Source organism: Microbacterium sulfonylureivorans, assembly GCF_003999995.1.
Lineage (GTDB): Bacteria > Actinomycetota > Actinomycetes > Actinomycetales > Microbacteriaceae > Microbacterium > Microbacterium sulfonylureivorans.
Genome location: NZ_RJAD01000003.1, coordinates 328,308 through 353,120 on the forward strand (window position 1 = coordinate 328,308; position 24,813 = coordinate 353,120).

Here is a 24,813-nt window from a genome sequence, read left to right on the forward strand (position 1 = left end):
GTCCTGCTGACCTCTGAGAGTCCACGCCCGTGGTCTTGTTACGCGAATCACCCCGACGAGATGCGATCCGCCGCACGAGCCGGGCGCTCCTCGCTCCCGCAGGCACGCCGAACGGCGCCGACGGAACGGGATGCCGCGTCAGAGGCGATGCAGAAAGCTCCAAGTCCATTCCCCCCGGGTGGATCGGTCAGGTGTGCAAAGAGGCGGCGGCGGATGCGCCGCCCGCCCCCGGTCCGTCGCGCGCGGGCGCTCGGGCGGGCTGAGCAGCGAGGACGGGGCCGGATGCGGCGGCGATGCCTGCGCGGTGCGCGGCCGATTCTCGGCGGCGGGCCGTCGCTGATGTCGGTCGTCTCATGGCCCTCCCTCCAAGAAACTCGCCCCTGGCCCAACTCGCCGGGGCGTGGCCAGCGTCCCGAGGAGCAGAACGGATCGTCAAGGGACAGCGCTCCGCTGGAGGCCAATCTCATCCGTTGAGGATGAGGTCTGCGCCGTCCGCGGAAATCGCCGCGTTTCGCGCGTGTTCGGATATCGTGCACGATCGCCTTATACTCACCGGGATGTCGCTCGCCGCCACCTCGTCCTTCCCCTGGACGCGATTCAGACCGCCCGAGACACAGCGGGGCGCTCTCGCGCGGCCTCGACTCACGGCGCTCCTCGACGATGCCGTCGCGTCCGAGCGCATCACGGTCGTCTCGGCGCCGAGCGGATACGGCAAGACCTCCGCGGTGAGCATGTGGGCGGCGTCCCGACCCGAACCGGTCGCCTGGCTGAGCCTGAGCGTGTATGACGCCGACCCGGCGCAACTCGGACTGAGCGTGATCGAGGCGCTCCAGTCATCCGCCCGCCGCGGACCTTCGTCGGTCGCACCGCTGCTGGGAGTCGACCCCCAGGCCGAGGTGACCGGAGACACGTATCGGGCGCTCTGCGAGGCCCTCGCCGAGATCGAGGGGACGACGGTGCTGGTCGTCGACGACGCCCATCGGACGGGCGACGCGCTGAGCGAGAGCCTGCTGGGTGCGCTCATCGACTCGGCGCCGGACTCGCTCCGCATCGTCCTGGTCGGCACGCCCGCACTCGAGATCAGCCTGTCCCGCCACATCCTGAGCACGTACGCGAAGACGGTGAGCGCCGACGACCTCGCGTTCGACGCGACCGAGATCGCCGCCCTGGCGGCCGGTACGCGCTTCGAGCACGACGACGGCGCCCTCCTGCGCGAGACGCGCGGATGGCCGATCGCCGTCCGCGCGGTGCTGGTCGGCGGCGCGTACCCGTCAGCGCTCGAACCCGGTTCCCGGCCGCGGCTCCTGCACGAGTACGTCCGCGACTTCGTCCTCCGCTCGCTGCCGCCTCAGCTCACCGACTTCGTGCTGGCCACCACGGTCCGCCCGGACGTCACGGCGAGCCTGGCGGCGGCGCTGTCGGGTCGCCCCGACGCCGGCGGACTCCTCGAGCAGGCAGTCAAGCTGGGGCTCTTCCTCGACCGCTTCCGCTCGGGCCGTCGCACGGCATACCGGTGGCACCCCGTGTTCGCCCAGGAGTGCCGCGCCATCCTGGCGGCCACCGACCCCGAGCGCCTGACGCTGCTGCAGAAGACGGCCGCCCGTTTCCTCAGCGACGTCGACCCGCTCGCCTCCGCCGCCCACTGGCTCGAGGCCGGCGAGGCGGAGTGCGCACTGGAGGTGCTCCTCGACGGATGGGTCACCGCCGTCGTCGGCACGGAGGCGGCCGCACTGGATCGCCTCTGCATCGAGCTGCCCGCTCCCCTGCGCACCGACCCGCGGGTCATGCTCATCCGCGCCTGCGCGCAGGACGTGCTCGGCGGCAGCACCCATGCGAAGCTCCTGTTCGCTCAGGCCGAAGCGGCCGCGGCCGAGCGCCCGGCCCTCCCGCGCTACGACAGCACGCTCGCGCTGACCCGCCTGTTCCTGCTGGACCAGCGCGCGGATGTCGCGGCTGCGAGCGCCGACGTCCGCGCACGGCTGTCCGCGGCGGCACCCGGCCACCGTCGCACCCGCGCGGCGGTGCTCTACCTGCTCGGCTGGGCTGAACTCCGACATCGCGGCGACCCCGCCGCGATCGTGGAGCTCCTGCAGTCGGCCCTGCGCGAAGCGGACGCCATCGGGGATGTGCACCTGGCCCGTCGGGCCGCCAGCCAGCTCGCCTTCGCGCAGGCGTGGGGCGGTCACCTGAAACGCGCGCGCACCACGCTGTCGATGCTCGGCAACGGATCGGCAGAGGATCCGGGGCCGTGGGGCTACTACGCCGGTGAGGGCGCGGGCTCCGCCGCCGGATTCGTCGCGTACTGGGCGAATGACCTCGAAGACGCCGACCGCGAATTCTCGCGCGTGATCGACGGTGGCGGCGCCGCACGGGCCTTCGCGGGAATCGCGCGCATGATGCTCGCGTTCACAGCGGCGGCGATGAACGACCCTCTCGTCCAGCGGCGCGCGGCGCGAGAGCTCGCCGCCATGCCGAAGATCGAGACCCACGGCCTCTCCTGGCCGGCGTTCCGGCTCGCGGCATCCGCTGTCCTCGAGGAGGCAGCCGGCAATCGGGCGCGTGCGATGGCGCTGGCGCGCTCACAGGCGGAGGCGACCGACGTTCCCCTCGTCGCGGTCACCCTCTCGGGAATCCTGCGTCGCGGCGGCGAAGTCACAAGTGCCCTGCGCCTGATCGAGAATCAGCGCGCATACGCGGACATCGCGTACGTGCACGTCGCTCAGCTCACGACCTCGGCCGTGCTTCAGGAGCGCCGCGACGACCTCACCGGAGCCCACGGCCTTCTCGACGAGGCGCTGCGCCTGGCGTCGCGCGAAGGCATCCGCAAGCCGTTCTGTGAGGACGACCCGGTGATCCGCCGGATGCTCGGCGAGCACCTCAGGTGGGGCACCGCGCACGAGGAGCTCATCGCGTCGTTCCTGGCACCGCAGGAGCCGCCGACGATCCGCGGCAAGCTGACGTCGATGGAACGGGCGGTTCTCGAGCGCCTGCGCACCGATGCGACCGTCATCGAGATCGCCGACACCCTCGGCATCTCGGTGAACACCGTCAAGACCCACCAGCGCGCGATCTACCGCAAGCTCGGAGCGTCGACGCGCCGCGAAGCCGTCCGGCTCCTGCACTGACCCCGATCGCCGGGGTGCACACGCACCGGGAGGCGCGCGCCGGGTCGACGCGCCGGGTCAGACGATGGTCTCGCCGCACACCCCGCACACACCGGTCGAGGGGACCTCGACCCAGCACGTCGGGCAGACCGCACGCGGGCGATCCTCGACCGAGGTGGGTCGGCGCGGAGCCGTCGTGCGACGCTCGCTGCTGCCTGCCGCCCGTCGGGCGGGTGCCGCGGCGACGGGCTTCGGCGCCGGGATCGCGGGCAGGTGCGTCTGGCAGTAGAACCGGACGTAGCCGCCGTGCTGCTTCGGGTGGCGGTGCTTGACCGCCCAGAGCTCGGTGCGCGGCAGCGGCTCGGAGTCGCCTCCGCAGACCGAGCAGCGAGTGGCCTCGCCCGGGGAGACCTCGGCGACGAGAGTGGGGGTCTCGAATGCGAGGTCGTCTCGCCAATCGGAGGACGCGACGACCTTCATGGAAATTCCCTTCTCGGGCTTCGGGATGGGCGGCACGATGGCACCGCTGTTCCGAAGCGACTGTTCGAGGTTACCTGCCGCGGCTGAACGCGGAGTGCACGGGCGGATGCCGGGGGCCGAAGCATCCGCTCATCGCGCGAAGCGCTCGCGCGGCGGAGTCGACACCCGCTGTTCGCGGCGCGTTCATCGGCGGTGCGTAGTGTCCGTTCACCGCATCGCCGGACGCCGCGCAGGAGGACCGATGAAGGAGATCACCGACCTCACCGAGGAGGAGGCCGACTGGGTCGCCGGTCACGTCGCGACCCTGGAGCGTCTCGACGTCGCCCTCGATCCCGTCGCGCTCGACGCCTACCTCGAGCGGGCGCGCGCTTCGGCGGGCGCGCAGGACCCCACGCCGCTCGTGAACCTCGTCGGCGCCGGAGTCGGCCAGATCCTCGCCGAGCGGCTGGGACTGCGATGGGTGACGGTCGTGGACAAGCACGGGACCCGGCCGGCGCTCTACGGCGACGCGAAGAAGACGGTGGTGTTCCCGCTGGATGCCGTCGCCCGGCGCTGGGAGGGCGGCTCGGTCGGTCTCGCCCAGTACGTCGCGGAGACCGGGGCGATGATCGTGCGGCTGCGGGCGCCGAAGGCGGTCTGACGCGCGGAGGTCCGTGCGCCGACGCGGAACGCGGGTGACCGGCTGCCGCACGTCATCGGAAGTCCCGGGACTGGTGGTGCACCCCCACTCGCAGGTCTTCGAACCTGTCGGCGAGGAGGTTCGTGACGCCCTCGACCGAGCGCTCCAGCATCCCGCGCACGATCAGCGCCGGTGCGTCGCGCACCACCCGCCGATAGCGGTTCCAGACCCCCACCGAGCAGATCACGTTGACGAGTCCGTGCTCGTCCTCGAGATTGATGAAGGTGACACCGGATGCCGTGGCCGGCCGCTGCCGGTGGGTCACGAGTCCCGCCACCTCGATGCGGCGTCCGACGTCGTGGGTGCGCAGCTCACGCGACGTGAGCACGCCGCGGGCGTCGAGCCCGGAGCGGTAGTGGGTCATCGGGTGGTCGTCGGTCGAGACCCCGGTCGCCCACAGATCGGCGGCGAGCCGCTCGTAGCTCGTCGGATCGGTGAACAGCGGCGGCTGCACCGACACGAGCGAGTCGGGAAGGAACTCCGGCCGGTCGAGCGCCGCCGACCCGGCGAGCCAGATCGCCTCGCGCCGTGCGAGCCCGAGGGCGTCGAACGCCCCCGCGGTCGCGAGCGCCTCGAGCTGGGCGGCGGTCACGCTGGTGCGTCGGACGAGGTCGCGGAGGTCGCGGAAAGGCCCGCCCGCCTCACGGGCGGCGACGATGCGCTCGGCGACCTTGGCCCCGATCCCCTTGACGCCGGCGAGGCCGAGCCGCACCGAGAAGCGCCTGTCACGGCGGTGGGCGGCGGACTCGTCGGGAGCGTGCAGGTCGAACTCCCCCACCGGTGGCTGGGTGCGGGCGGCGCACTCGTCTCTACCCGTCGGCGCGGGCTCGGCATCGGAGCCCTCGACCGGCTCGAGCACCGCCTCGACCCCCGACAGATGCAGGTCGGGGCGGCGCACCTCGACGCCGTGGCGCCGGGCATCCGACACCAGCGTGCCCGGAGAGTAGAACCCCATCGGCTGCGCGCGCAGCAGCCCCGCGAGGAACGCCGCCGGATAGTGCAGCTTGATCCACGAGCTCGCGTACACGAGCAGCGCGAACGACAGCGAGTGGGACTCCGCGAACCCGAAGTTCGCGAACGCCTGGATCTTGGCGTAGATCGCGTCGGCGTCCTCGCCCACCAGCCCGTTCTCGGCCATGCCCGCGTACAGCTTCTCCTTCAGCGACTCGATCCGCTCGACCCCGCGCTTGGAGCCCATCGCCCGCCGCAGCAGGTCGGCGTCCTCGCCGCTGAGTCCGCCGACCGCCATGCCCATCTGCATGAGCTGCTCCTGGAACACCGGGATGCCGAGCGTGCGCTCGAGCACGGGCTCGAGCTTCTCGTGGGCGTAGGTGACCTTCTCGAGCCCGAGCTTGCGCCGCACGAACGGGTGCACCGCGCCGCCCTGGATCGGCCCGGGGCGGATGAGCGCGATCTCGATCACCAGGTCGTAGAACCGTCTCGGCTGCAGGCGCGGCAGGAGCCCCATCTGCGCACGCGACTCGACCTGGAACACCCCGATCGAATCCGCACGGCACAGCATATCGTAGACCGCCTTCTCCTCCTTCGGCAGCGTGGAGAGCTCCCAGTCCTCGCCCGTCGAGGCGCGGATCATGTCGAAGCAGTACTGCAGGGCGGCCAGCATCCCGAGCCCCAGCAGGTCGAACTTCACGAGCCCCATCCAGGCGGCGTCGTCCTTGTCCCACTGGATCACCGTGCGGTTCTCCATGCGGGCGTGCTCGATCGGCACGACCTCCCCCACCGGCCGGTCGGTGAGCACCATCCCGCCGGAGTGGATGCCGAGATGCCGCGGAGCCTTCAGCAGCTCGCCGGCGAACTCGAGGACGCGATCCGGGATGTCGTGGCCCGGCCCTGTCTGGAGGCTCGCACCCCACCCCTCGACCTGCTTCGACCAGGCATCCTGCTGACCGGGCGAATGCCCGAGCGCCTTCGCCATGTCGCGCACGGCGTTCTTGGGCCGGTACTGGATGACGTTGGCGACCTGCGCGGCGCGCTGGCGCCCGTACTGCCCGTACACCCACTGGATGATCTCCTCGCGGCGGTCGGAGTCGAAGTCGACGTCGATGTCGGGCTCCTCGTCGCGCAGGCTCGACAGGAACCGCTCGAACGGCAGGTCGTACGCGATCGCGTCCACCGCGGTGATGTCGAGCAGGTAGCAGATGGCGCTGTTGGCCGCGGAGCCGCGGCCCTGGCACAGGATGCCGCGGCGCCGCGCCTCCTGCACGATGCCGTGGACGATCAGGAAGTAGCCGGGGAAGTCCTTCAGCTCGATGACCCCCAGCTCCTTCTCGATGCGGGCCCGGTCCTTCTCGGACAGGTCGGGGTACTTGCGGGGCACCGCCTCCCACACGAGGTGACGCAGCCACGACATCGGCGTGTGCCCCTCGGGGACCTCCTGCTTCGGCAGCGCGGGCTTGGCACGGCGGAGGGGAAAGGCGAGCTCGTCCGCCAGCACGACGGTGCGGGCCACGGCATCGGGGTGGCGCACGAACCGCTCCGCCATCTCCGCCCCGCTGCGCAGGTGCGCGCCGGCGTGGGCCGGCAGCCAGCCGTCGAGCTCGTCGAGCCCCCGGTTCGCGCGCACCGCCGCGACCGCGGCGGCCAGCAGCTGACGCCTCGGCACCGCGTAGTGGACGTTGTTCGTCGCGAGCAGCGGCAGCCGGCGCTCGCGCGCAAGGCCGACCAGCACGTCGTTGTCGCGCGTGTCGAGCGGATTGCCGTGGTCGATCAGCTCGACGTGCACGGCGTCGCGCCCGAAAAGGGCGACGAGGCGGTCGAGCTCGCGGGACGCGGCATCCGCTCCCCCGTCGGCGAGCGCGCGCCGCACCGCGCCCTTGCGACATCCGGTGAGCACGGCCCACTCGCCCGCTGCCTGCGCGGCGAGCTCGTCGAGGTCGTACACCGGACGCCCCTTCTCGGCCCCCTGCAGCTGCGCGTGGGTGATGGCGCCCGCGAGCCGGTGGTAGCCCTCCTCGCCGCGCGCGAGCACGAGCAGGTGCGCGCCGGCCGGGTCGGGCTCGCCGTTCTGCGGCTTGGGGAGCTCGAGCGAGAGCTCGGCCCCGAACACGGTCTTGAGCTGCAGCGACTCGGCGGCCTCGGCGAAGCGCACGATGCCGTAGAAGCCGTCGTGGTCGGTGATCGCGAGGGCGTGCAGCCCCAGACGCTCCGCCTCCTCCGCGAGCTCTTCGGGCGAGGACGCCCCGTCGAGGAACGAGAACGACGAATGCGCGTGCAGCTCGGCGTACGGGATCGCGTCGGCGGGACGCTCGATGCCCGGCGCGACGTATGGCCCCCGCTTGTGCGACCATGCCGGGCTGTCTCCGCCGTCGGCGCCGGCGGGAGGGCCGCCCGGCCGACGCCGGTCGCTGAGCAGCCGCTCCATCTCGGACCACGGCACGGAGGGATTGTCGAAGCCCATCAGCGGCGGTCCTCTCGCCGGGTGCGTTCAGTCATAGGTCGCCTCCGCGGTCCACACGTCGCCGTCGCACACGAGCAGCCACGCCCCGCCGTCGGCGTCGACGACCTGGAACCGGTGCGACCGCCGCGCGCGCGCGGCATCCCACGACCGCTCCACCACCGGCCACGGCCCCGCCCACGCCTCGATCGCCCGTCGGCGCCCGCTCTCGATGAGCAGCGCCGGCACGGCCGAGACGATGCCGCGGTCATCGACATCGATCGTCTCTCCTCCCAGCGCGCGCACGTCGACGGGGACGGGCTCGGCGAACACGGTCGCCGGCAGCGGATCGGGAAGGCTCCCCGGCCAGGGCCGCGCCCGCTGCGCGGCGAGTCCGTCGGCACCCGCCGCGTGCCGATCGCCCCACGGCACGAGCACCTGTCGCTCGACCAGCCACCGCCCGCCGCCGATCGCCGGGGTGAGCACGCCGCGATGCCCGAGCATCGCCTGCACGCGGGACAGGGCGTGGTGCACGCGCTCCTCGGGGCCGCCGCCGAAGATCGCCGGGGCGTGATGGGATGCCGCGTCGACCGCCTCCGGCGAGATCCGCACCACCGCGACCCCGCTGCGCAGACCTCCTCGCTCATTTCCCCCGGCTCCCCCGGCTCCGCGCTCCCCGACGTCCTCGGCGAGCTGCCAGCGCACGCGGTCGACGACCGCCGCCGCGTCGAAGGAGCCCGGGTGCAGCCACACCCGCTCGCTGCGCTCGCCTCGGTCGCCGATGAGCTCGACCCGCAGCTCGGTGCACACGAGGTCGATCGCGCCGAGCCCCCCGATGAAGTCGTCGGCGGTGACGCGCATGCCGAACGCGACCTGGTCGGCGATCTCGAGCGGTGGCTCGAACGCGATCTCGCGGTGCAGCTCCGGCGGCGGGATGCGCGGCTCGACGGGCCGGGAGTCGCGCCCGCCGGAGAGCGCGTGGAGACGGATGCCGCGCTCGCCGAACCTCTCGCGCACCCGATCGGCGTCCATGGCCGCGAACTCCCCGAGCGTCTGGACCCCCAGCCGGGCGAGGAGTCCGACGAGGTCGGCGGATGCGGAGGCCGGCGCCGAACCTCCTGCCCCGAGAGAGGAGGCGTCGAGCACCGCCACGGACAGCGGCGCGAGGAACCCGGCGGCACCGCCCGCCGGCACCGAGAACACCGGCTCGGACGCGCTCGCTCCCGCCTTTGCCGCCTGCTCGGCGGTGAACGGACCGTCGGCGATGCCCGCCCGCACATCGCCGAGCCCGAGATCGCGCAGCGTCTCGAGCAGCACGCGCGCCGCCTCGATCTCGCCCCCGTAGTAGCGGGCAGGACCCCGCGCCCGCAGGGCGCACAGCCCAGGACGCACGAGCTGCACCCCCGGAGCCCGCTCCTCGATGCGCGCCACGACGGGAGCGAAGGCCCGCTGGTCGCGCGCGGCGTCGGCCGGCACGACCGTGAGCCCCGGACAGCGCGCCTGCGCGTCTCGGCGGCGCTGGCCGCGACGCACCCCCTCGGCCCGCGCCGTCGCCGAGCACGCCGTCACGAGGTTGCGCTCCATCACCGCCACCGCCCGGGACGCGTCCAGCGGCACGCCCCCCGCCAGGCCGCCGCCGTCGCGCGTCAACGCTGTCACAGGCCAGTCGGGGAACCACAGCACGAGGCTCCGGACAGGAGACTCCACCGCCATGTCAGCCGACCGCCCTCGCTTCGAGCGGCACGAAGCGCTCGTCGCCGAACGCGCGCACCGGCTCGACGGCGCGCACCGTCTCGGCCGCGGCGGAGACGTGGCCCGAGGCATCCGGCAGCATCACCCGCGCCCGTCGGGAGCGTGGCCATCGCCTGCTCGACGAGGTGAGGGTGACCTCGCGCGCGGAGAGATAGCCGTGGCCGCGACCCACACCCGCCCACACGGGATCCGTCACCTCGAGCACGGCCTCGGCCTGCGGCCAGGGGCCCTGAACGAGCAGCACGCCGCCCCGGTCACGCAGGCGTGCGGCCAGGCGCGCGATCTCGCCGTCGGACGCGCGACCGGACGGGCGCACGGCGACGACGGGGAGCACCTCGGCGATGGTCGCGGTCACCGCGAGCCACCGGACACCGGGATCGGGGATGAGCACGAGCCGGGAGAGGTCGACCCCCAGCGCCTCGGCCGCCTCGGCGCCGAGCCGCGGCAGGCCCACCGCCGCACACCATGACCCGGACTGCGACGGCTGTGCGAGCAGGGCCAGCAGCAGCGACGTCGACCTCGGGAGGGAGTACGCCGCCCCCGGGCGCAGTCCACCACCGGGGAGGAGGGACGCGAGGGTGGGATGAACCGGCAGCACCGGCGCATCGAGTTTGCGCCCCTGCACCCGCTCGAGCTGGGCACGCAGCCGCGCCACGGTGTTTCCCACCACGGTGCTTCCCACCACGGCGCCTCCCGCCACGGCGTCTCCCGACACGGCGTCTCCCGACACCGGGCTCGCCGACACCGGCTCCTGCCCATGCGATGCCGTGAGCTGCACGATCGCCCTCATTCCCACAGACTAGAACTGATGTTCTAGTATTTCAATCGCAGGAATCGAAGATAACTCTTATCTCTGACATCCGCACCACCGAGGAGCGAATGCCGACACGAGACTCTACGTCCGACGGATCGCGGGGCGCAGCATGATGCCGGCCCGTCGAGATGCCCCACTCCCGGGCAGTGCCCCCAGCGCGATCCCCGCGAGCACGAGAGCCACCCCGGCTGCCTGCGGGAGCCCGAACGCCTCACCCGCCACGACCACCCCGAGCGCGACGCCCGTCACCGGATTGAGCAGGCCGACGACGCCGACCACGCCCGGAGCGAGGTGACGCAGCCCGGCGAACCAGGCGGCGTACGCGAGCGCCGTCGCCACGAGCGTGACATAGGCGAAGCCGAGCCCCGATTCCAGCGTGAGTGCGGGCGGCGCCCCCTCGACGAGGAGCGCGGCGGGCAGCAGCACGAGCGCGCCGCCGACCAGCTGCCACGCCGTCATCGCGAGCGCCGGCACCTCCGATCCCCAGCGCGCCGTCAGGACGAACCCGAGAGACGAGGCGAGCATGGCGCCGAGCGACGCCGCGACCCCCCACACGTCGACCCCGCCGACGTCGAATCCCAGCATCACGACCACTCCGCCGAGCCCGACAGCCGCTCCGGCGACCGCGACGGCACGAGGACGACGCCGAAGCAGCAGCCACGCGAACAGCAGCATCCCGGCGGCGGATGCCGACATCAGCGTCGCCGCGAGGCTCGAGGGCAGTCGCTGCCCCGCGATGTAGACGAGCACGAAGAATCCGCCGACGTTGAGCGTGCCGAGCACCAGCGACCGCCACCACCACGATCCCCGGGGCCTCGTCCGTGCGATCAGCAGCACGAGGAGCCCCGCCGGCAGGGCGCGCAGCACGCCGCCCCACAGCGGCGACTCCGGCGGCAGGAGGTTGCGTGTCACGACGTACGTGCTGCCCCATGCGATCGGCGCGATCGCGGTGACGGCGATCCATCGCCAGCTTTTATCTTCCATGGAAGACACTTTATCTTACCGGGAAGATAAGATGGGCGCATGGATGCTTCCGCCCGCGAACCGCTCGATCGTGTCGCCGAGATCCAGCAGGCGTGGCGCCGCGAGCGCCCCGACCTCGATCCCTCACCGCAGGGCGTCATCGCCCGGCTGCATCGGATCGCCCTCGAGCTCACCGACCGACTCGTCGCCGTCTACGGCGAGTACGGCCTGAACGAGGGCGAGTTCGACGTGCTGGCCACCCTCCGCCGCGCCGGAGCGCCCTACGAGCGCGCCGCTGGCGAACTCGCCGACCACACGCTCGTCACCACCGGCGGGCTGACCAAGCGCGTCGACCGGCTCGCCGCCCGGGGGCTCGTCGAACGGCGGGCCGAGGCATCCGATGCACGCCGCCGTCTGGTGCGACTCACCCCGGCCGGTCTCGACCTCATCGACCGGGCGTTCACCGCGCACCTCGCCAACGAGCACCGCCTGATCGCCGAACTGGGATCGGCGGATGCCGCGGCCCTCGAGCCGATCCTCAGCCGCTGGCTGCAGGTCCTGGACGCGCGCTGACCTACGCGGCGAGGGCCAGATACGGCTCCCACCGCGGATCGGTGCGCTCGGTGCCCCGCACGGTCCACTGCGCTCCGCGCGGGGGGTGCGGGATGAAGCGGAGCTCCCAGTTCATCTCCTGCGGCGTGCGGTCGCCCTTGACGTTGTTGCAGCGGAGGCAGCACGCCACCAGGTTCTCCCACGAATCGCCGCCGCCGCGGGACCGCGGCAGCACGTGGTCGATCGTCGACGCAGACGTGCCGCAGTACGCGCAGCGGTGCGAGTCGCGACGCAGCACGCCGCGCCGGGTCACCGGCACACGGCGTCCGCCGGGCACCCTCACGTACCGCGTGAGGATGATCACCGCCGGGCGATCGTAGGCGCGTCTCGTGCCCCAGACCGGATCGTTGTCGGTGTGCTCGATGACGACCGCCTTCTCATTCATCACGAGCACAAGGGCCCGCTTGAACGACACGACGGCGAGCGGCTCGTAGCCCGCATTCAGCACCAGAGTGCGCATTGATCATCCTCTCGAACGGCCGGGACGGCTTCCCGGTGATTCGACTTGCGCGACGATCAAGCGGCGCAGGGGTATGAAAAAAGGCGCTGTCTATTGACAGCGCCATAGCGCCACGGTCTGGCCGTGGCATCCGGTCATACGATGCCGAAGGACAAGGCGTCCGAGCGCATCCATGGTGCGGATGCGTGGTGTGATGCCCATCTTCGGCTCCCTCCGCTGCTCTCAGCGTCGGGTTTCAGGCTAACGCACGTATGTGCGGCACGGGCCGCAGACGGCGGTGAACGACGCGTGGCGTGTCGGCGAACAGACGATCCCCCCGGCGCCGGAGCGCCGAGGGGATCGTCGAGATGCAGGGTCGATCAGCCCGCGTTGGCCTGCAGCCACGCGTACGGGTCGACATTCGAGCCGTTGATGTAGGTCTCGAAGTGCAGGTGGTTCGCGGTCGAGCGGCCGGTGCTGCCGACGAGCCCGATGACCTGACCGGCCTGGACGGTCTGACCCGCGACGACCTGGCGGCTGCCGTAGGTCATGTGTCCGTAGAGGGTGCCGACGCGCTGGCCGTTGATGACGTGGTCGATCGTGACGGCCACGCCGTAGCCGCCGTAGCTCTCCTGCGACACCTTGACCACACCGGCGGCGGCGGCGAAGATCGGCGTGCCGGCGGGCGCGAGCATGTCGACGCCCATGTGGGCGCCGCCGCGCGTGCCGAAGCCCTCGCCGAGCGTGTAGCCCGAGAGCGGCCAGCGGACCGCGCCGGAACCGGGAGCCACCATGTTGAGGTCGACCTTGATGGTCGAGGCGACGCTCGCTGCGAGGCGTGCGCGCTGCGCGGCCGCCTCGGCGGCCTTCTTCTTTTCGATCTCCTCGGCCGTGGTCGCGGAGTAGCTCTCGCGGCTCAGCTGGGTCGAGGTGGCATCTGAGGCGATCACGAGCGACTGAGCGTCGTCGACCGCCATCTGCTGGACGGTCTTGGCCTCTTCGACCGGAAGCGACGCACCGAACGCGGGAAGCGCGACGGTCGCGATGAGACCGCCCACCATCGTCAGGATCACCAGGCTGCGCAGAGGCTTGACCACGCGGTTCGGGCCCTTGGATGGAGCGGGACGAGTCGAGGCGGGCGTGGGGGCGACGGTCGCGACGGCCTTGTTGCGACGGCCGACCGGGCGCCGCACACGCGTGCGACGGGTCAGACTCGTCGCGGCGTGCTCGGGCTCGTTCGCGAGCGAATCGTTCTGTTCAGCCAAACTGTCCTCCGGCGCCTCTGCGCCGTCGGCGCTGGCTCGTCGGCATTCGGTGTCGGGGCACGATATGCGGGCTTCACCGCGACGACGACGAGCCAGGGAGGCAATCAGCGCGGGGTCCGTCGGCGGGCTTCTCGCCTAGTGGACTGTTCGAGGCTACCCGAAGGTAACGAATCTGTCACGCTCATCGCCTGGCAGTTCCCTGATGGGGCTGCGCGATCGCTCAGCGGCGCTCGTCGACCAGGAAGATGTGGGACGCCACCTCGATGGGCAGTTCGAGCCCCTCGTCGCTGCCGTGCATCTGCACCAGGACGTAGCCCTCGCTGTAGCGGTAGTCGCCGCTCTTGCCGGGGAGAACACCGGCGCCCTTGAGCTGCTGGAGCAGCTCGGGGTCGACCTGTGCGGGCTCGGCGAGGCGGCGCACGGTGCCCGAGATCGGCTCGCCGGCCTCGTTCAGACGACGCACGAGTCCGACCACGCCCTGCTCGAACCCACTCGCCGGCACATCGCCGAGCTGGTCGAGTCCGGGGATGGGATTGCCGTACGGCGACTCGGTGGGATGCCCCAGCAGCTCGACGAGGCGACGCTCGACCTGCTCGCTCATGACGTGCTCCCAGCGGCAGGCCTCTTCGTGGACATAGGCCCAGTCCAGGCCGATGACGTCGGACAGCAGTCGCTCGGCGAGGCGGTGCTTGCGCATCACGTCGACGGCCTTCTGCCGACCGGAGCCGGTGAGCTCGAGGCTGCGGTCTTCGGAGACGACCACGAGTCCGTCGCGCTCCATGCGGCCGATGGTCTGCGACACCGTGGGCCCGGAGTGTCCGAGGCGCTCGGAGATGCGCGCGCGCAGGGGAACGATGTTCTCCTCCTCGAGCTCGAGGATCGTGCGCAGGTACATCTCGGTGGTGTCGATCAGGTCGGTCATCTCGCGGTGTCCTCGTTCGTCGAAGGGGCGAGGACAGCCTATCCATTCCCTCGACACCGGGCGCCGGTGCGCTCTTGCGCCGACGAGCGTCCCGCCGCATGATTCAGGCATGAGCGCGAATGCCGATCACTCGCCCATCGATGCCGTCGTCCAGCGGCTCACGGAACGGTTCCCCTCCGTCCCGCCCGACCGCGTCGCCGCGATCGTCGACGAGGAGCTGCACCGCTTCGACGGCGCCAAGGTGACGGAGTTCGTCCCCGTCCTCGTCGAGCATGAGGCGCACGAGGTGCTGCGCCGCGAAGCGACCCCTGTGCCGCTGTCCGAGCAGAGCGCCACGGCGATCGTCGCCGGGCACGCGGTGGAGCCCGACCTCGACCCGCTCGAGGTGGAGCGCCGCACCGAGCAGACCGGACTGCTGCTGGGCGAACTCGACAACTGACGACCGCGCGGCCGGACGTCACCTCGCGTCATGCGACCCGGGCGTCGCACTCGCCCGAGCCTAGAATCGAGCCATGCCCCACGTCGCGCTTCCCCGTGAGATCCTGCCCGCCGACGGACGCTTCGGCTGCGGTCCGTCGAAGATCCGCGCCGAGCACCTCGCCGCCCTCGCGGGCCCAGGGGCGGCCCTGCTGGGCACCTCGCACCGCCAGGCGCCCGTGAAGGACCTCGTCGGTCAGGTGCGCGCCGGACTCGCCGAGCTGTTCCGCCTCCCCTCCGGCTACGAGGTCATCGTCGGCAACGGCGGGTCGACGGCGTTCTGGGATGCCGCGGCCTTCGGCCTGATCGAGAAGCGGAGCCAGCACCTCGTCTTCGGCGAGTTCGGAGGCAAGTTCGCCGCCGCCGCGAAGGCCCCGTGGCTCGAAGCCCCCGATGTGCGCGAGGTCGCCGCCGGCACGCGCACGTCCGCCGAAGCCGTCGAAGGCGTCGACGTGTACGCGTGGCCGCACAACGAGACCTCGACCGGAGTCGCAGCGCCCGTGGAGCGCATCACCGGCGACGACGGCGCCCTGACCGTGATCGACGCGACCAGCGCCGCCGGCGGGATCGACTTCTCGATCCACCAGGCCGACGTCTACTACTTCGCGCCGCAGAAGAACCTCGGCTCGGACGGCGGGCTGTGGTTCGCGCTCGTCTCCCCCGCCGCGATCGAGCGGATCGAGCGGATCGCGGCGTCGGGCCGCTACATCCCCGAGTTCCTGAGCCTGAAGAACGCGCTCGACAACTCGCGTCTGAACCAGACGCTGAACACGCCGGCACTCGCGACGCTGTTCCTCCTCGACCGCCAGCTCGACTGGATCCGCGACAGCGGCGGGCTGCAGTGGGCGGATGCCCGCACCCGCGAGTCCTCGAGCGCGCTGTACCGCTGGGCCGAGGCATCCGCCTTCGCCACGCCCTTCGTCGCCGACCCGGCCGACCGCTCCCCCGTCGTCGTCACCATCGACTTCGACGACGCCGTCGACGCGGCCGCCGTCGCCAAGAGCCTGCGCGCGAACGGCATCGTCGACACAGAGCCGTACCGCAAGCTCGGCCGCAACCAGCTGCGGGTGGCGACGTTCGTCTCGATCGAGCCCGACGACGTCCGCCAGCTGATCAAGAGCATCGACTACACGGTCGAGAACCTCTGATCCGGCGCCTCACCGGGACATCGGCGCTCAGACGAGTGGCGAGGGCGAGGGCGCGAGCACCGCGGTGACGATCGCCTCGATCGCGAACTCGGATGCGCGCCCCAGATCGAGCGCGGTCGGGTCGAGCAGCCACTGCACCTGGAGGCCGTCCATGACCGCGAGGATGCTCGTCGACGCGTAGGCGACCGTCTCCGGCTCGCGGATGCCGCGTTCGGCGCAGGCGACGGCGAATGCGTGCGCGACTTCGCCCCGCAGGGTCTCATACCGCTTCTGGAAGAAGTCGCGGCCGGGGTGGTCATGCGTCACGGACTCGGCCGAGAGCACGGCGTACGCCTGAACGATGCCCGGTCGGTCGGCGTTCGCGAACGCGGTGCGCACGAGATGGCGGAACAGATCCATCCCGTCGGGGATGTGCTGCTCCTCCAGGTCGGCCACATCGGTCTCATCACGATGCTGCAGCACCTCGAGCAGCAGCGCATCCTTGGAGCCGAAGTGATGGAGGATGCCCGCGTGGGTCATGCCGACCTGGTCGGCGATCTCCTGGAGGGTGCCGCCGGTGAACCCCTTGGCCCCGAATATCTCGGTCGCGGCGTCGAGGATGTCGCGTCGGCGCGCGAGAGTCTCGGGTCGCGAACGCGGCTGTCTGCGCTGCTCGGTCACTGGCTTCCGCCCCCTCGACTCATCCGGCGGATCAAGAGTCTACGCACGAGTCGGATGCGGTCGCAGATCGACTCGGTTGCATTACTTACTTACTAGCTTGTAACCTAATCCCCGCAATCACCCCCCACGACGTCGTGGTGACTCACGTGAGTACGCCGACGTCACATCACGAAGGAGAAGCAATGAGGCTTAGGTCCTCCCTCGTCGCCGTCGGCATCGCCGCGGCGATCGTGCTCACCGGCTGCGCAGCCGGCGGCACGGACTCCGGCAATTCCGAGCCCGGTGCGGCACTCACCATCGCCAAGCCCGACGGCGCGATCACGACAGAGTCGAACAACCCGTACCTGGGCGACTCATCCGCCTCGAAGTACGCCTACGGCAAGGTCATCTTCGAGTCCCTCGCACTCGTGAACCCGACCGGCGACCTCGGCACAACGCCGTGGCTGGCCGAGTCCGTGGAGTGGAACGACGACTACACGCAGCTCACCGCGGTGGCCCGCAGCGGCGTGAAGTGGAGCGACGGCGAGGACTTCACCGCCGACGACATCGCGTTCTCCTTCAACCAGGTGCTCGACGGCAAGCTCAACGACACCAACGCGCTCGACATCAAGAGCGTGAACGTCGACGGCGACACCGTCACGATCGACTTCAACAGCTCGAAGTACACCCAGCAGGCCCGCGTCCTCCACTTCCAGATCGTGCCCGAGCACATCTGGGCGGACATCGAGGACCCGAACACCGACCCGCTCACCGGCGAGGGCCAGGTCGTGGGCACCGGTCCCTACGTGCTCGACTCGTGGACGACCGAGTCGGTCACCCTCACGGCGAACCCCGACTACTGGGGCGGCGAACTGTCCGTACCCGAACTGCACTACGTCTCCTACGGCGACAACGCTGCCCTCACGACCGCGCTCGCGACGGGCGAGGCGGACTGGGCGCAGGCGTTCATCCCGCAGATCGAAGACAGCTACCTGTCGGCCGACCCCGACAACAAGTTCCTCGTCTCGCCCACTGCAGGTGCCGGAACGCTGTTCATGAACCTGCAGACCAAGCCGTTCAACGACCCCGCGCTCCGTGAGGCCCTCGCCTGGACGATCGACCGTCAGGCCTACGTCGACATCGCGCGCGAAGGCGCGAGCGAGGCGGTCTGGAGCGTCACCGGTCTGGGTGCGCTGCTGGAGGACGAGGTCATCCCCGAGTACGCCGGCCAGAACTACGCCGTCGACATCGACAAGGCGCGCCAGGTCCTCACGGACGCCGGCTACACCTGGGACGGCGAGACGCTCATCGACCCGGACGGCGAGGCTGTCTCGTTCTCGATCTCGGTCCCCGCGGGATGGAGCGACTGGAACACCGAGCAGGCGCTCATCGCCGAAGAGCTCAAGGAGGGCCTCGGCATCGACGTCAAGGTCGACCAGCCCGACTGGGGCGGTTGGGATGCCGCGCGCCAGGAGGGCACCTTCCAGGCCATCATCCACTGGCTCGAGGACACCGGCAACGCGTACGGCCTGTACACGTCGACGATGGACCCGAAGTGGATCGTCGATGACAAGGCGGCGTTCAACTTCGGCCGCTTCGACGACCCCGCGGTCACCGAAGCGCTGAACACGTACGCGAACGCAGCGACGGACGCCGACCGTGAAGCCGCTCTCGAGGTCATGCAGACGGCCTTCGTCGAGAACGTGCCGGCGATCCCGCTGGGTGCGCACCCGCTCCTGGGCGAGTTCAACACGCGCAACTACGTCGGATGGCCGTCGGAGGACGACCAGTACGCCTCGGCCGACCCGACGCAGCCCGCGATCGTGCAGATCCTGACCGAGCTGCAGCCCGCCGACTGACGCACCGCAGGCGGGACGGATGCTGCGGCATCCGTCCCGCCTGCACGTCAGCACTGTTGCTGCGGCATCCGTCCCGCCTGCACGTCAGCACTGTTGCTGCGGCATCCGTCCCGCCTGCACGTCAGCACTGTTGCTGCCGCATCCGCCCCGCCTGCACGTCAGCCCTCACGAAAGCGAACCAGCACACCGATGAGAGATTCGCTGCTCTCCGTCCACGACTTCTCGATCGTCTATGACGTCGATCCGCCGGTCCGGGCGGTCAAGAACGTCACCCTCGAACTCCAGCGGGGTGAGATCCTCGGACTCGCCGGCGAGAGCGGGTGCGGCAAGACGACCCTCGCCTACGGCGTCCAGCGCCTGCTCAAGCCCCCGGCCGTGATCACCAGCGGCTCCGTCGTCTTCCACGACGCGACGGGCGAGGACGTCGACCTCAACAGCCTCGGCGCCGAGGAGATGCGCCGCTTCCGCTGGGACAAGATCTCGATGGTCTTCCAGGGCGCGATGAACTCGCTGAACCCGGTCGCCACCATCGGATCTCAGCTGGAGGACGTCTTCGAGGTCCACCGACCCGCCTTCTCCCGCTCGCAGCGGCGCGAGGCGGTCGTCGATCTGCTCGAGATCGTCAAGGTGGGTGCGCAGCGCTACCGCTCGTACCCGCACGAGCTGTCGGGCGGCATGCGCCAGCGCGTCATGATCGCCATGGCGCTCGCGCTGCGCCCGCAGCTCATGGTCATGGACGAGCCGACCACCGCCCTCGACGTGCTCGTCCAGCGCGAGATCCTGCGTCAGATCTCGCACCTGCGTCACGAGTTCGGCTTCTCGGTGATCTTCATCACCCACGACCTCCCGCTGCTGCTCGAGATCAGCGACCGGATCGCGATCATGCGCGACGGCGAGATCATCGAGCTCGACACCGCGGAGCGGATCTGGACCGACCCGCAGGACGACTACACGCGCACGCTGCTCGCCTCGTTCCCACGACTCACCGGAGAGAGAGGGGTGGTCCACCGATGACCGTCCTCGAGTTCGACGCCGTCACCAAGGTGTACTCGGTGCGCGGGTCCGGGCAGATGAAGGCCCTCGACGACGTGAGCTTCACGCTGCGCTCGGGCCAGACGATCGGCCTCGTCGGCCAGTCCGGCAGCGGCAAGTCGACCATCGCGAAGATCCTGACCCAGCTCGAGTCGCCCACGAGCGGCGAGGTGCGCATCGACGGGGAGCCGATCCCCCGCAGCGGCAAGGGCCTGCGCGCATACCGCCAGCAGCTGCGCATGGTGTTCCAGGACCCGTTCGCATCGCTGAACCCGTACCACTCGATCCGCTACGCCGTCCAGCGGCCGCTCCAGCTCGACGCGGTCGTCCCCAAGGATCAGATCGAGGATGAGGTGCGGCGTCTGCTCGGCCGCGTCCGCCTCGACGCCGATTCGGTGATCGACCGCCGGCCGCACGAGCTCTCGGGCGGCCAGCGCCAGCGCGTCGCGATCGCCCGCGCCCTGGCATCCCGCCCGAAACTGCTCGTGGCCGACGAGCCCGTCTCGATGCTCGACGTGTCGATCCGCCTCGGCGTGCTCAACCTGCTGGCCGACCTGCAGCGCGAGGAGGGGCTCGGCGTGCTCTACATCACGCACGACCTCGCCACCGCCCGCCACTTCTCGGACGAGATCCTCGTGCTCAATCAGGGGCGAGTGGTCGAACGCGGCCCCGCCGATGACGTGATCCTGCGTCCTCAGAACCCGTACACCCAAGAGCTGCGCGCGGCGTCCCCCGATCCGGACACCTATTTCGCTCACGCAGCCGGCATCGTCGGAGGTGAGAAGTGAGCGCCGTCGCTCCCCAGCTGCCGACTCCGGACTTCGATGCGATCGAGGCGGGCACGACGGCGACCGGCGCCGTCAAAGCCCGCGCCCGCATCCCCTGGCGCTTCCTCGGCAACCGCGTCCTGTTCTACCTGTTCACGCTGTGGGCCGCGATCACGATCAACTTCTTCCTGCCGCGCCTGATGAAGGGCGACGCGGTGAGCGCGTACCTCGCCCGCAATCGCAACGTCACGCCCGAGGCTGCTGAGGCTCTGCGCGCGCTGCTCGGCCTCGACACCGACAAGACGCTCTGGCAGCAGTACCTCGACTACTGGGGACTGCTCCTGCGCGGCGACCTCGGGATCTCGCTGCTGCACGGCATGCGCCCGGTGACCGAGGTGGTCGGCCAGTCGCTGATCTGGACCGTGGGCCTCGTCGGCTTCGCGACGCTCATCGCGTTCGCGATCGGCACCATCGGCGGCGCGATCGTCGGCTGGCGTCGCGGCAGCCGGCTCGACGCGCTCATCCCGATCACGACATTCCTCAGCACCATCCCCTACTTCTGGCTCGGCCTGCTCGCCATCTCGGCGTTCTCGGTGACGCTCGGCTGGTTCCCCATCGGCAAGGCGTACGGCGTCGGAGTCACGCCGGAGTGGTCGTGGGAGTTCGTCGGAGACGTCGTCCATCACGGCTTCCTGCCCGCAGCGACCATCATCATCGCCTCCCTCGGCGGCTGGATGCTGGGCATGCGCAACATGATGCTCACAGTGCTCGACGAGGACTACGTCATGGTCGCGCAGGCAAAGGGCATGCCGAACAACCGGGTGCTCTGGCGCTATGCCGCGCGCAACGCGGTGCTGCCCCAGATCCAGAGCTTCGCGCTCGCGCTCGGGTTCATCGTCGGCGGCACGATCGTCATGGAGGTGGTGTTCAGCTATCCCGGCGTCGGCAAGCTGCTGCTCGACGCCACCAACGCGAAGGACTACGCCCTCATGCAGGGAGTGTTCCTCGTGCTCACGATCTCGGTGCTGCTGGCGAACCTCCTGGCCGATGTCGCCTACGCATTCCTCGACCCGCGCACGCGCCAGACGGAGGCCTGAGCATGGACACGATCATCAACGACACCGCGGCGCAGCGTCCGGCGAACACTCCCGCGACCGCCACGCTGCGTGCTCCGTCGCCTTCTGGAGGCGCCGCCGCCCCTCAGAGGCCGACGTTCTGGTCGAAGCTGGGCTCCGCCTTCGCGATGTTCCGCAACGGAAAGTCGATTGCGGGCCTGTCGATCCTCGGCTTCTTCGTGCTCGTCGCGATCCTCGCCGACGTGCTCGCCCCCTACTCGCCGACGAAAGTCGACAACACGGCACGATTCCAGCCGCCGTCGGCGGCGCACTGGCTGGGCACGACCCACATCGGCGAGGACGTGCTGAGCCAGGTCATCCACGGCACCCGCGGGGTCATCGTGGTCGGCTTCCTCGCCGCGATCATCGCCACCGTCCTCGCCATCGTCGTCGGGGTGATGTCGGGCTACCTGCGCGGCTGGCGGAGCGAGGGCCTGTCGGCGCTCACGAACGTGTTCCTCGTGATTCCCGGCATCCCGCTGATCATCATCGTCGCCTCGATGTACGAGGACCCGCCGCTCATCCTCGTCGCGGGAATCCTGGGCCTCATAGGCTGGGCCTGGGGCGCGCGCGTGCTCCGCGCGCAGACGATGTCGCTGCGCAGCCGCGACTTCGTGCTGGCCGCCCGCGCCAACGGCGAGCCTCTGCACCGCATCATCACCGTCGAGATGCTCCCGAACCTCATGGCGCTCATCGCCGCGAGCTTCGTGGGCACGGTCACGGCCGCGATCATCGGCCTCACGACCCTGTCGTACATCGGCATCATCCCGGTCACGACGTACAACTGGGGCACGATCCTCAACTGGGCGAGCGCGCAGGGTGCCTTCCGCCAGGGCCAGTGGTGGTGGTTCGTGCCTCCCGGCCTGTGCATCGCCGCGATCGGCGTCGCGCTCTCGCTGATCAACTTCGGCATCGACGAGTACGTCAACCCCCGTCTCCGGTCCGCCGGCGAGCGAGCCCGCGCCCTCAAGAAGAAGGGCATGAGCGTGAACGACACCGTCACTGCCGTCCGCACCGCGCCCGCGACATCCCGACAGGAGAATCTGTGACCAACGACGCACCCTATCTCGACCCCGAGCTTCCGGTCGAGGAGAGGATCGCCGATCTGCTGGGTCGCATGACCCTCGAGGAGAAGGTCGGGCAGATGCTGCAGCTCGACGCCCGCGAGGACCTCGACGACCAGATACTCCGGATGCACGCCGGATCGATCCTGCACGCCTCCCCCGCGCGCGTGCTGCGTGCCCGAGACCTGACGCTCCAGACGCGATTGCGGATCCCCCTCCTCGTCGGCGAGGACTGCATCCACGGCCACGCGTTCTGGGAGGGCGGCACGGTCTTCCCGACCCAGCTCGGCATGGCGGCGACGTGGGATCCTGCGCTCGTGGAGCAGGTGGCCGGCGCGACCGCGGCCGAGGTGTCGGCGACCGGCATCCACTGGACGTTCTCCCCCGTCCTGTGCATCGCGCGCGACCTGCGCTGGGGCCGCATCGATGAGACGTTCGGCGAGGACCCGCACCTGATCGGCGAGCTCGCCTCGGCGATGGTCCGCGGATACCAGGGCGGCGGTCTCCACGATCCCGACGCGATCCTCGCGACGGCCAAGCACTTCGCCGGGTACTCCGAGACGCAGGGCGGGCGCGACGCGAGCGAGGCCGACATCTCGCGACGCAAGCTGCGGTCGTGGTTCCTGCCGCCGTTCGAGCGCGTCGCCCGTGAGGGGTGCCGCACGTTCATGCTCGGCTACCAGACCACCGACGGCGTGCCCATCACCGTCAACGACTGGCTGCTCAACGATGTGCTGCGCGGCGAGTGGGGCTACACCGGCACCCTCATCACCGACTGGGACAACGTCGGCCGCATGGTGTGGGAGCAGAAGGTGCAGCCCGACTACCCGCACGCCGCAGCCGCGGCGGTCAAGGCCGGCAACGACATGGTGATGACCACGCCGGGCTTCTTCCACGGCGCGCTCATGGCGATCGAGCGGGGGCTCATGGCCGAGGGTGATCTGGACCGCGCGCTGTCGCGCATCCTGCGCCTGAAGTTCGAGTTCGGCCTGTTCGAGAACCCGCGCCTTCCCGACGACGAGCGCATCGAGACGGTGATCGGCAGCGCCGAGCACGTCGCGCTCAACCTCGAGACCGCCCGCCGTTCGCTCGTGCTGCTGCAGAACGACGGCACGCTTCCCCTCGGCGTCGACGAGACGCCGCGCCGAATCGCGGTGGTCGGGCCCCTCGCCGACGACGCCCAGACGCAGCTCGGCGATTGGGCCGGCTCGTCGGGCCAGGTCGACTGGCTGCCCGACGGTCAGCCGCGCGAGCTCATCACGACGGTGCTCGACGGCCTGCGCGCGCACGCCCCGTCGACCTGGGAGGTCGCGCACGCGCGCGGCGCCGACATCCTCACCCTCGAAGAGGATCCGGAAGGGGCCTTCTTCCCCGACGGGCAGCCCCGGCCCCAGATCGTCGTGCCCGTCACCCCGGACGCCGCACTGATCGCCGAGGCCGTCTCGGCAGCGGAAGCCGCCGACTATGTCGTCGCGGTGGTGGGCGACCGCGTCGAGCTCGTGGGCGAGGGCCGTTCGACCGCGACCCTCGAACTGCTCGGCGGCCAGCAGGCGCTCCTCGAGGCGCTCGCGGCGACCGGCAAGCCCCTCATCGTCGTCCTGCTCGCATCGAAGCCGCTCGTGCTGCCGCAGTCGGTGACGGATGCCGCGGCCCTGGTGTGGGCGGCGAACCCGGGCATGGAGGGCGGTCGCGCGATCGCCGAACTGCTGCTCGGGCTCATCGAGCCATCCGGCCGGCTGCCGATCTCCTTCGCACGCCACGTCGGCCAGCAGCCGACGTACTACAACCAGTTGCGCGGGCAGCACGGGTCGCGCTACGCCGACCTCACCCAGAGCCCCGCGCACGCGTTCGGCGAGGGACTGTCGTACACACGCGTCGAGTACTCGGACCTGCGGATCGACGAGCCCGTGCTGGGCGCGGGCGACACCGTCCGCGCGAGCGTCACCGTGCGCAACACCGGCTCACGGCCGGCGCGCGAGGTCGTCCAGGCCTACGTGCGCGACAGTGTGACGTCGGTCAGCTGGGCCGACAAGGAACTCAAGGGGTTCACCGTCGTCGACGTCGAGCAGGGCGCCGAGGCGACGGTCGAGCTTGCGATCGCGGTCGCCGACTGCACGATCGTGGATGCCGCCGGCCGCCGTGTCGTCGAGGCCGGGGAGTTCGAGCTGCTGGTGGGCCCGTCGTCACGCGACGAGGCGCTCCTGAGCGCGCGCTTCTCGGTGTCGGCAGGAGGTGCCGAGCGCCCGGTCGAGATGGCGGTCGCAGCGGCGCTCACCCCTTGAGCCCCG

At 70.7% G+C, this 24,813-nt stretch carries 20 protein-coding genes; 11 read left to right on the forward strand and 9 right to left on the reverse strand.

The genetic code is table 11. The annotated features are described in order from the left end of the window. Positions 1 to 557 precede the first annotated feature (557 nt). Positions 558 to 3,125 (forward strand): winged helix-turn-helix domain-containing protein, encoded by a 2,568-nt coding sequence (locus EER34_RS14990; protein ID WP_164743582.1) that lies wholly within the window; start codon positions 558 to 560, stop codon positions 3,123 to 3,125. A 57-nt stretch (positions 3,126 to 3,182) separates the two neighbouring features. Here the strand turns inward: EER34_RS14990 and EER34_RS14995 are convergent, their stop codons facing one another. Further along, complete coding sequence (locus EER34_RS14995) at positions 3,183 to 3,584, reverse strand: glucose-6-phosphate dehydrogenase (RefSeq protein WP_127476151.1); 402 nt, start codon at positions 3,582 to 3,584, stop codon at positions 3,183 to 3,185. A 241-nt stretch (positions 3,585 to 3,825) separates the two neighbouring features. On the opposite strand from EER34_RS14995, the gene EER34_RS17570 reads away from it, so the two are divergent. Then, on the forward strand, positions 3,826 to 4,224 hold the full coding sequence (locus tag EER34_RS17570; RefSeq protein ID WP_164743583.1) for a DUF3806 domain-containing protein: 399 nt from the start codon (positions 3,826 to 3,828) through the stop codon (positions 4,222 to 4,224). 52 nt (positions 4,225 to 4,276) lie between these two features. On the opposite strand, the gene EER34_RS15005 is transcribed toward EER34_RS17570, so the two are convergent. The 4 genes from EER34_RS15005 to EER34_RS15020 all read right to left on the reverse strand — a co-directional run bounded on the left by EER34_RS15005 (position 4,277) and on the right by EER34_RS15020 (position 11,207). Beyond that, entirely contained in the window at positions 4,277 to 7,681 is a 3,405-nt protein-coding gene (locus EER34_RS15005) for an error-prone DNA polymerase (RefSeq protein WP_127476154.1), read from the reverse strand. Positions 7,682 to 7,708: 27 nt separating this feature from the next. After that, positions 7,709 to 9,370 (reverse strand): DNA polymerase Y family protein, encoded by a 1,662-nt coding sequence (locus tag EER34_RS15010; protein WP_127476156.1) that lies wholly within the window; start codon positions 9,368 to 9,370, stop codon positions 7,709 to 7,711. A 1-nt stretch (position 9,371) separates the two neighbouring features. Then, entirely contained in the window at positions 9,372 to 10,199 is an 828-nt protein-coding gene (locus EER34_RS15015) for a hypothetical protein (protein WP_240642410.1), read from the reverse strand. 105 nt (positions 10,200 to 10,304) lie between these two features. After that, positions 10,305 to 11,207, reverse strand: a complete 903-nt coding sequence (locus EER34_RS15020; protein WP_127476158.1) for an EamA family transporter — start codon at positions 11,205 to 11,207, stop codon at positions 10,305 to 10,307. A 39-nt stretch (positions 11,208 to 11,246) separates the two neighbouring features. Between EER34_RS15020 and EER34_RS15025 the strand changes: the two genes are divergently transcribed. Further along, positions 11,247 to 11,759, forward strand: a complete 513-nt coding sequence (locus tag EER34_RS15025; protein WP_127476160.1) for a MarR family winged helix-turn-helix transcriptional regulator — start codon at positions 11,247 to 11,249, stop codon at positions 11,757 to 11,759. A gap of 1 nt (position 11,760) precedes the next feature. On the opposite strand, the gene EER34_RS15030 is transcribed toward EER34_RS15025, so the two are convergent. The 3 genes from EER34_RS15030 to EER34_RS15040 form a co-directional block, all read right to left on the reverse strand. After that, positions 11,761 to 12,258, reverse strand: coding sequence for an HNH endonuclease (locus tag EER34_RS15030; RefSeq protein ID WP_127476161.1), 498 nt, complete (start codon positions 12,256 to 12,258; stop codon positions 11,761 to 11,763). 359 nt (positions 12,259 to 12,617) lie between these two features. Continuing rightward, positions 12,618 to 13,502 (reverse strand): M23 family metallopeptidase, encoded by an 885-nt coding sequence (locus tag EER34_RS15035; protein WP_127476163.1) that lies wholly within the window; start codon positions 13,500 to 13,502, stop codon positions 12,618 to 12,620. Positions 13,503 to 13,722: 220 nt separating this feature from the next. Beyond that, positions 13,723 to 14,424, reverse strand: a complete 702-nt coding sequence (locus tag EER34_RS15040) for an iron-dependent transcriptional repressor DtxR (RefSeq protein WP_127476165.1) — start codon at positions 14,422 to 14,424, stop codon at positions 13,723 to 13,725. Positions 14,425 to 14,533: 109 nt separating this feature from the next. Here EER34_RS15040 and EER34_RS15045 point away from each other — a divergent pair, with 109 nt between their 5' ends. Together EER34_RS15045 and serC are read left to right on the forward strand one after the other, a co-directional pair. Next, positions 14,534 to 14,863, forward strand: a complete 330-nt coding sequence (locus EER34_RS15045) for a three-helix bundle dimerization domain-containing protein (protein ID WP_127476167.1) — start codon at positions 14,534 to 14,536, stop codon at positions 14,861 to 14,863. A gap of 73 nt (positions 14,864 to 14,936) precedes the next feature. After that, positions 14,937 to 16,049 carry a phosphoserine transaminase gene (gene serC, locus EER34_RS15050; protein WP_127476168.1) on the forward strand — a complete coding sequence of 371 codons (1,113 nt, stop codon included), beginning with the start codon at positions 14,937 to 14,939 and terminating at the stop codon, positions 16,047 to 16,049. Between the two features lie 27 nt (positions 16,050 to 16,076). Here serC and EER34_RS15055 read toward each other — a convergent pair whose 3' ends face one another. Further along, the gene (locus EER34_RS15055; RefSeq protein ID WP_127476170.1) at positions 16,077 to 16,709 is read right to left on the reverse strand and encodes a TetR/AcrR family transcriptional regulator; all 633 of its coding nucleotides are present in this window, start codon (positions 16,707 to 16,709) and stop codon (positions 16,077 to 16,079) included. A gap of 182 nt (positions 16,710 to 16,891) precedes the next feature. Between EER34_RS15055 and EER34_RS15060 the strand changes: the two genes are divergently transcribed. The 6 genes from EER34_RS15060 (at position 16,892) to EER34_RS15085 (ending at position 24,807) form a co-directional block, all read left to right on the forward strand. Next, complete coding sequence (locus EER34_RS15060; RefSeq protein WP_127476172.1) at positions 16,892 to 18,547, forward strand: ABC transporter substrate-binding protein; 1,656 nt, start codon at positions 16,892 to 16,894, stop codon at positions 18,545 to 18,547. Positions 18,548 to 18,736: 189 nt separating this feature from the next. Then, positions 18,737 to 19,561 (forward strand): ABC transporter ATP-binding protein, encoded by an 825-nt coding sequence (locus EER34_RS15065; RefSeq protein WP_127476173.1) that lies wholly within the window; start codon positions 18,737 to 18,739, stop codon positions 19,559 to 19,561. Further along, a complete protein-coding gene (locus EER34_RS15070; RefSeq protein WP_127476175.1) occupies positions 19,558 to 20,367 on the forward strand; it encodes an ABC transporter ATP-binding protein in 810 nt (269 codons plus the stop codon). The genes EER34_RS15065 and EER34_RS15070 overlap by 4 nt, the downstream gene beginning before the upstream one ends. After that, on the forward strand, positions 20,364 to 21,443 hold the full coding sequence (locus EER34_RS15075; protein WP_127476176.1) for an ABC transporter permease: 1,080 nt from the start codon (positions 20,364 to 20,366) through the stop codon (positions 21,441 to 21,443). The genes EER34_RS15070 and EER34_RS15075 overlap by 4 nt, the downstream gene beginning before the upstream one ends. 2 nt (positions 21,444 to 21,445) lie before the next feature. Continuing rightward, positions 21,446 to 22,510 (forward strand): ABC transporter permease, encoded by a 1,065-nt coding sequence (locus tag EER34_RS15080; RefSeq protein ID WP_127476178.1) that lies wholly within the window; start codon positions 21,446 to 21,448, stop codon positions 22,508 to 22,510. Next, a complete protein-coding gene (locus tag EER34_RS15085) occupies positions 22,507 to 24,807 on the forward strand; it encodes an exo-beta-d-1,3/1,6-glucosidase (protein ID WP_240642411.1) in 2,301 nt (766 codons plus the stop codon). The genes EER34_RS15080 and EER34_RS15085 overlap by 4 nt, the downstream gene beginning before the upstream one ends. The last annotated feature ends 6 nt before the right edge of the window (positions 24,808 to 24,813 follow it).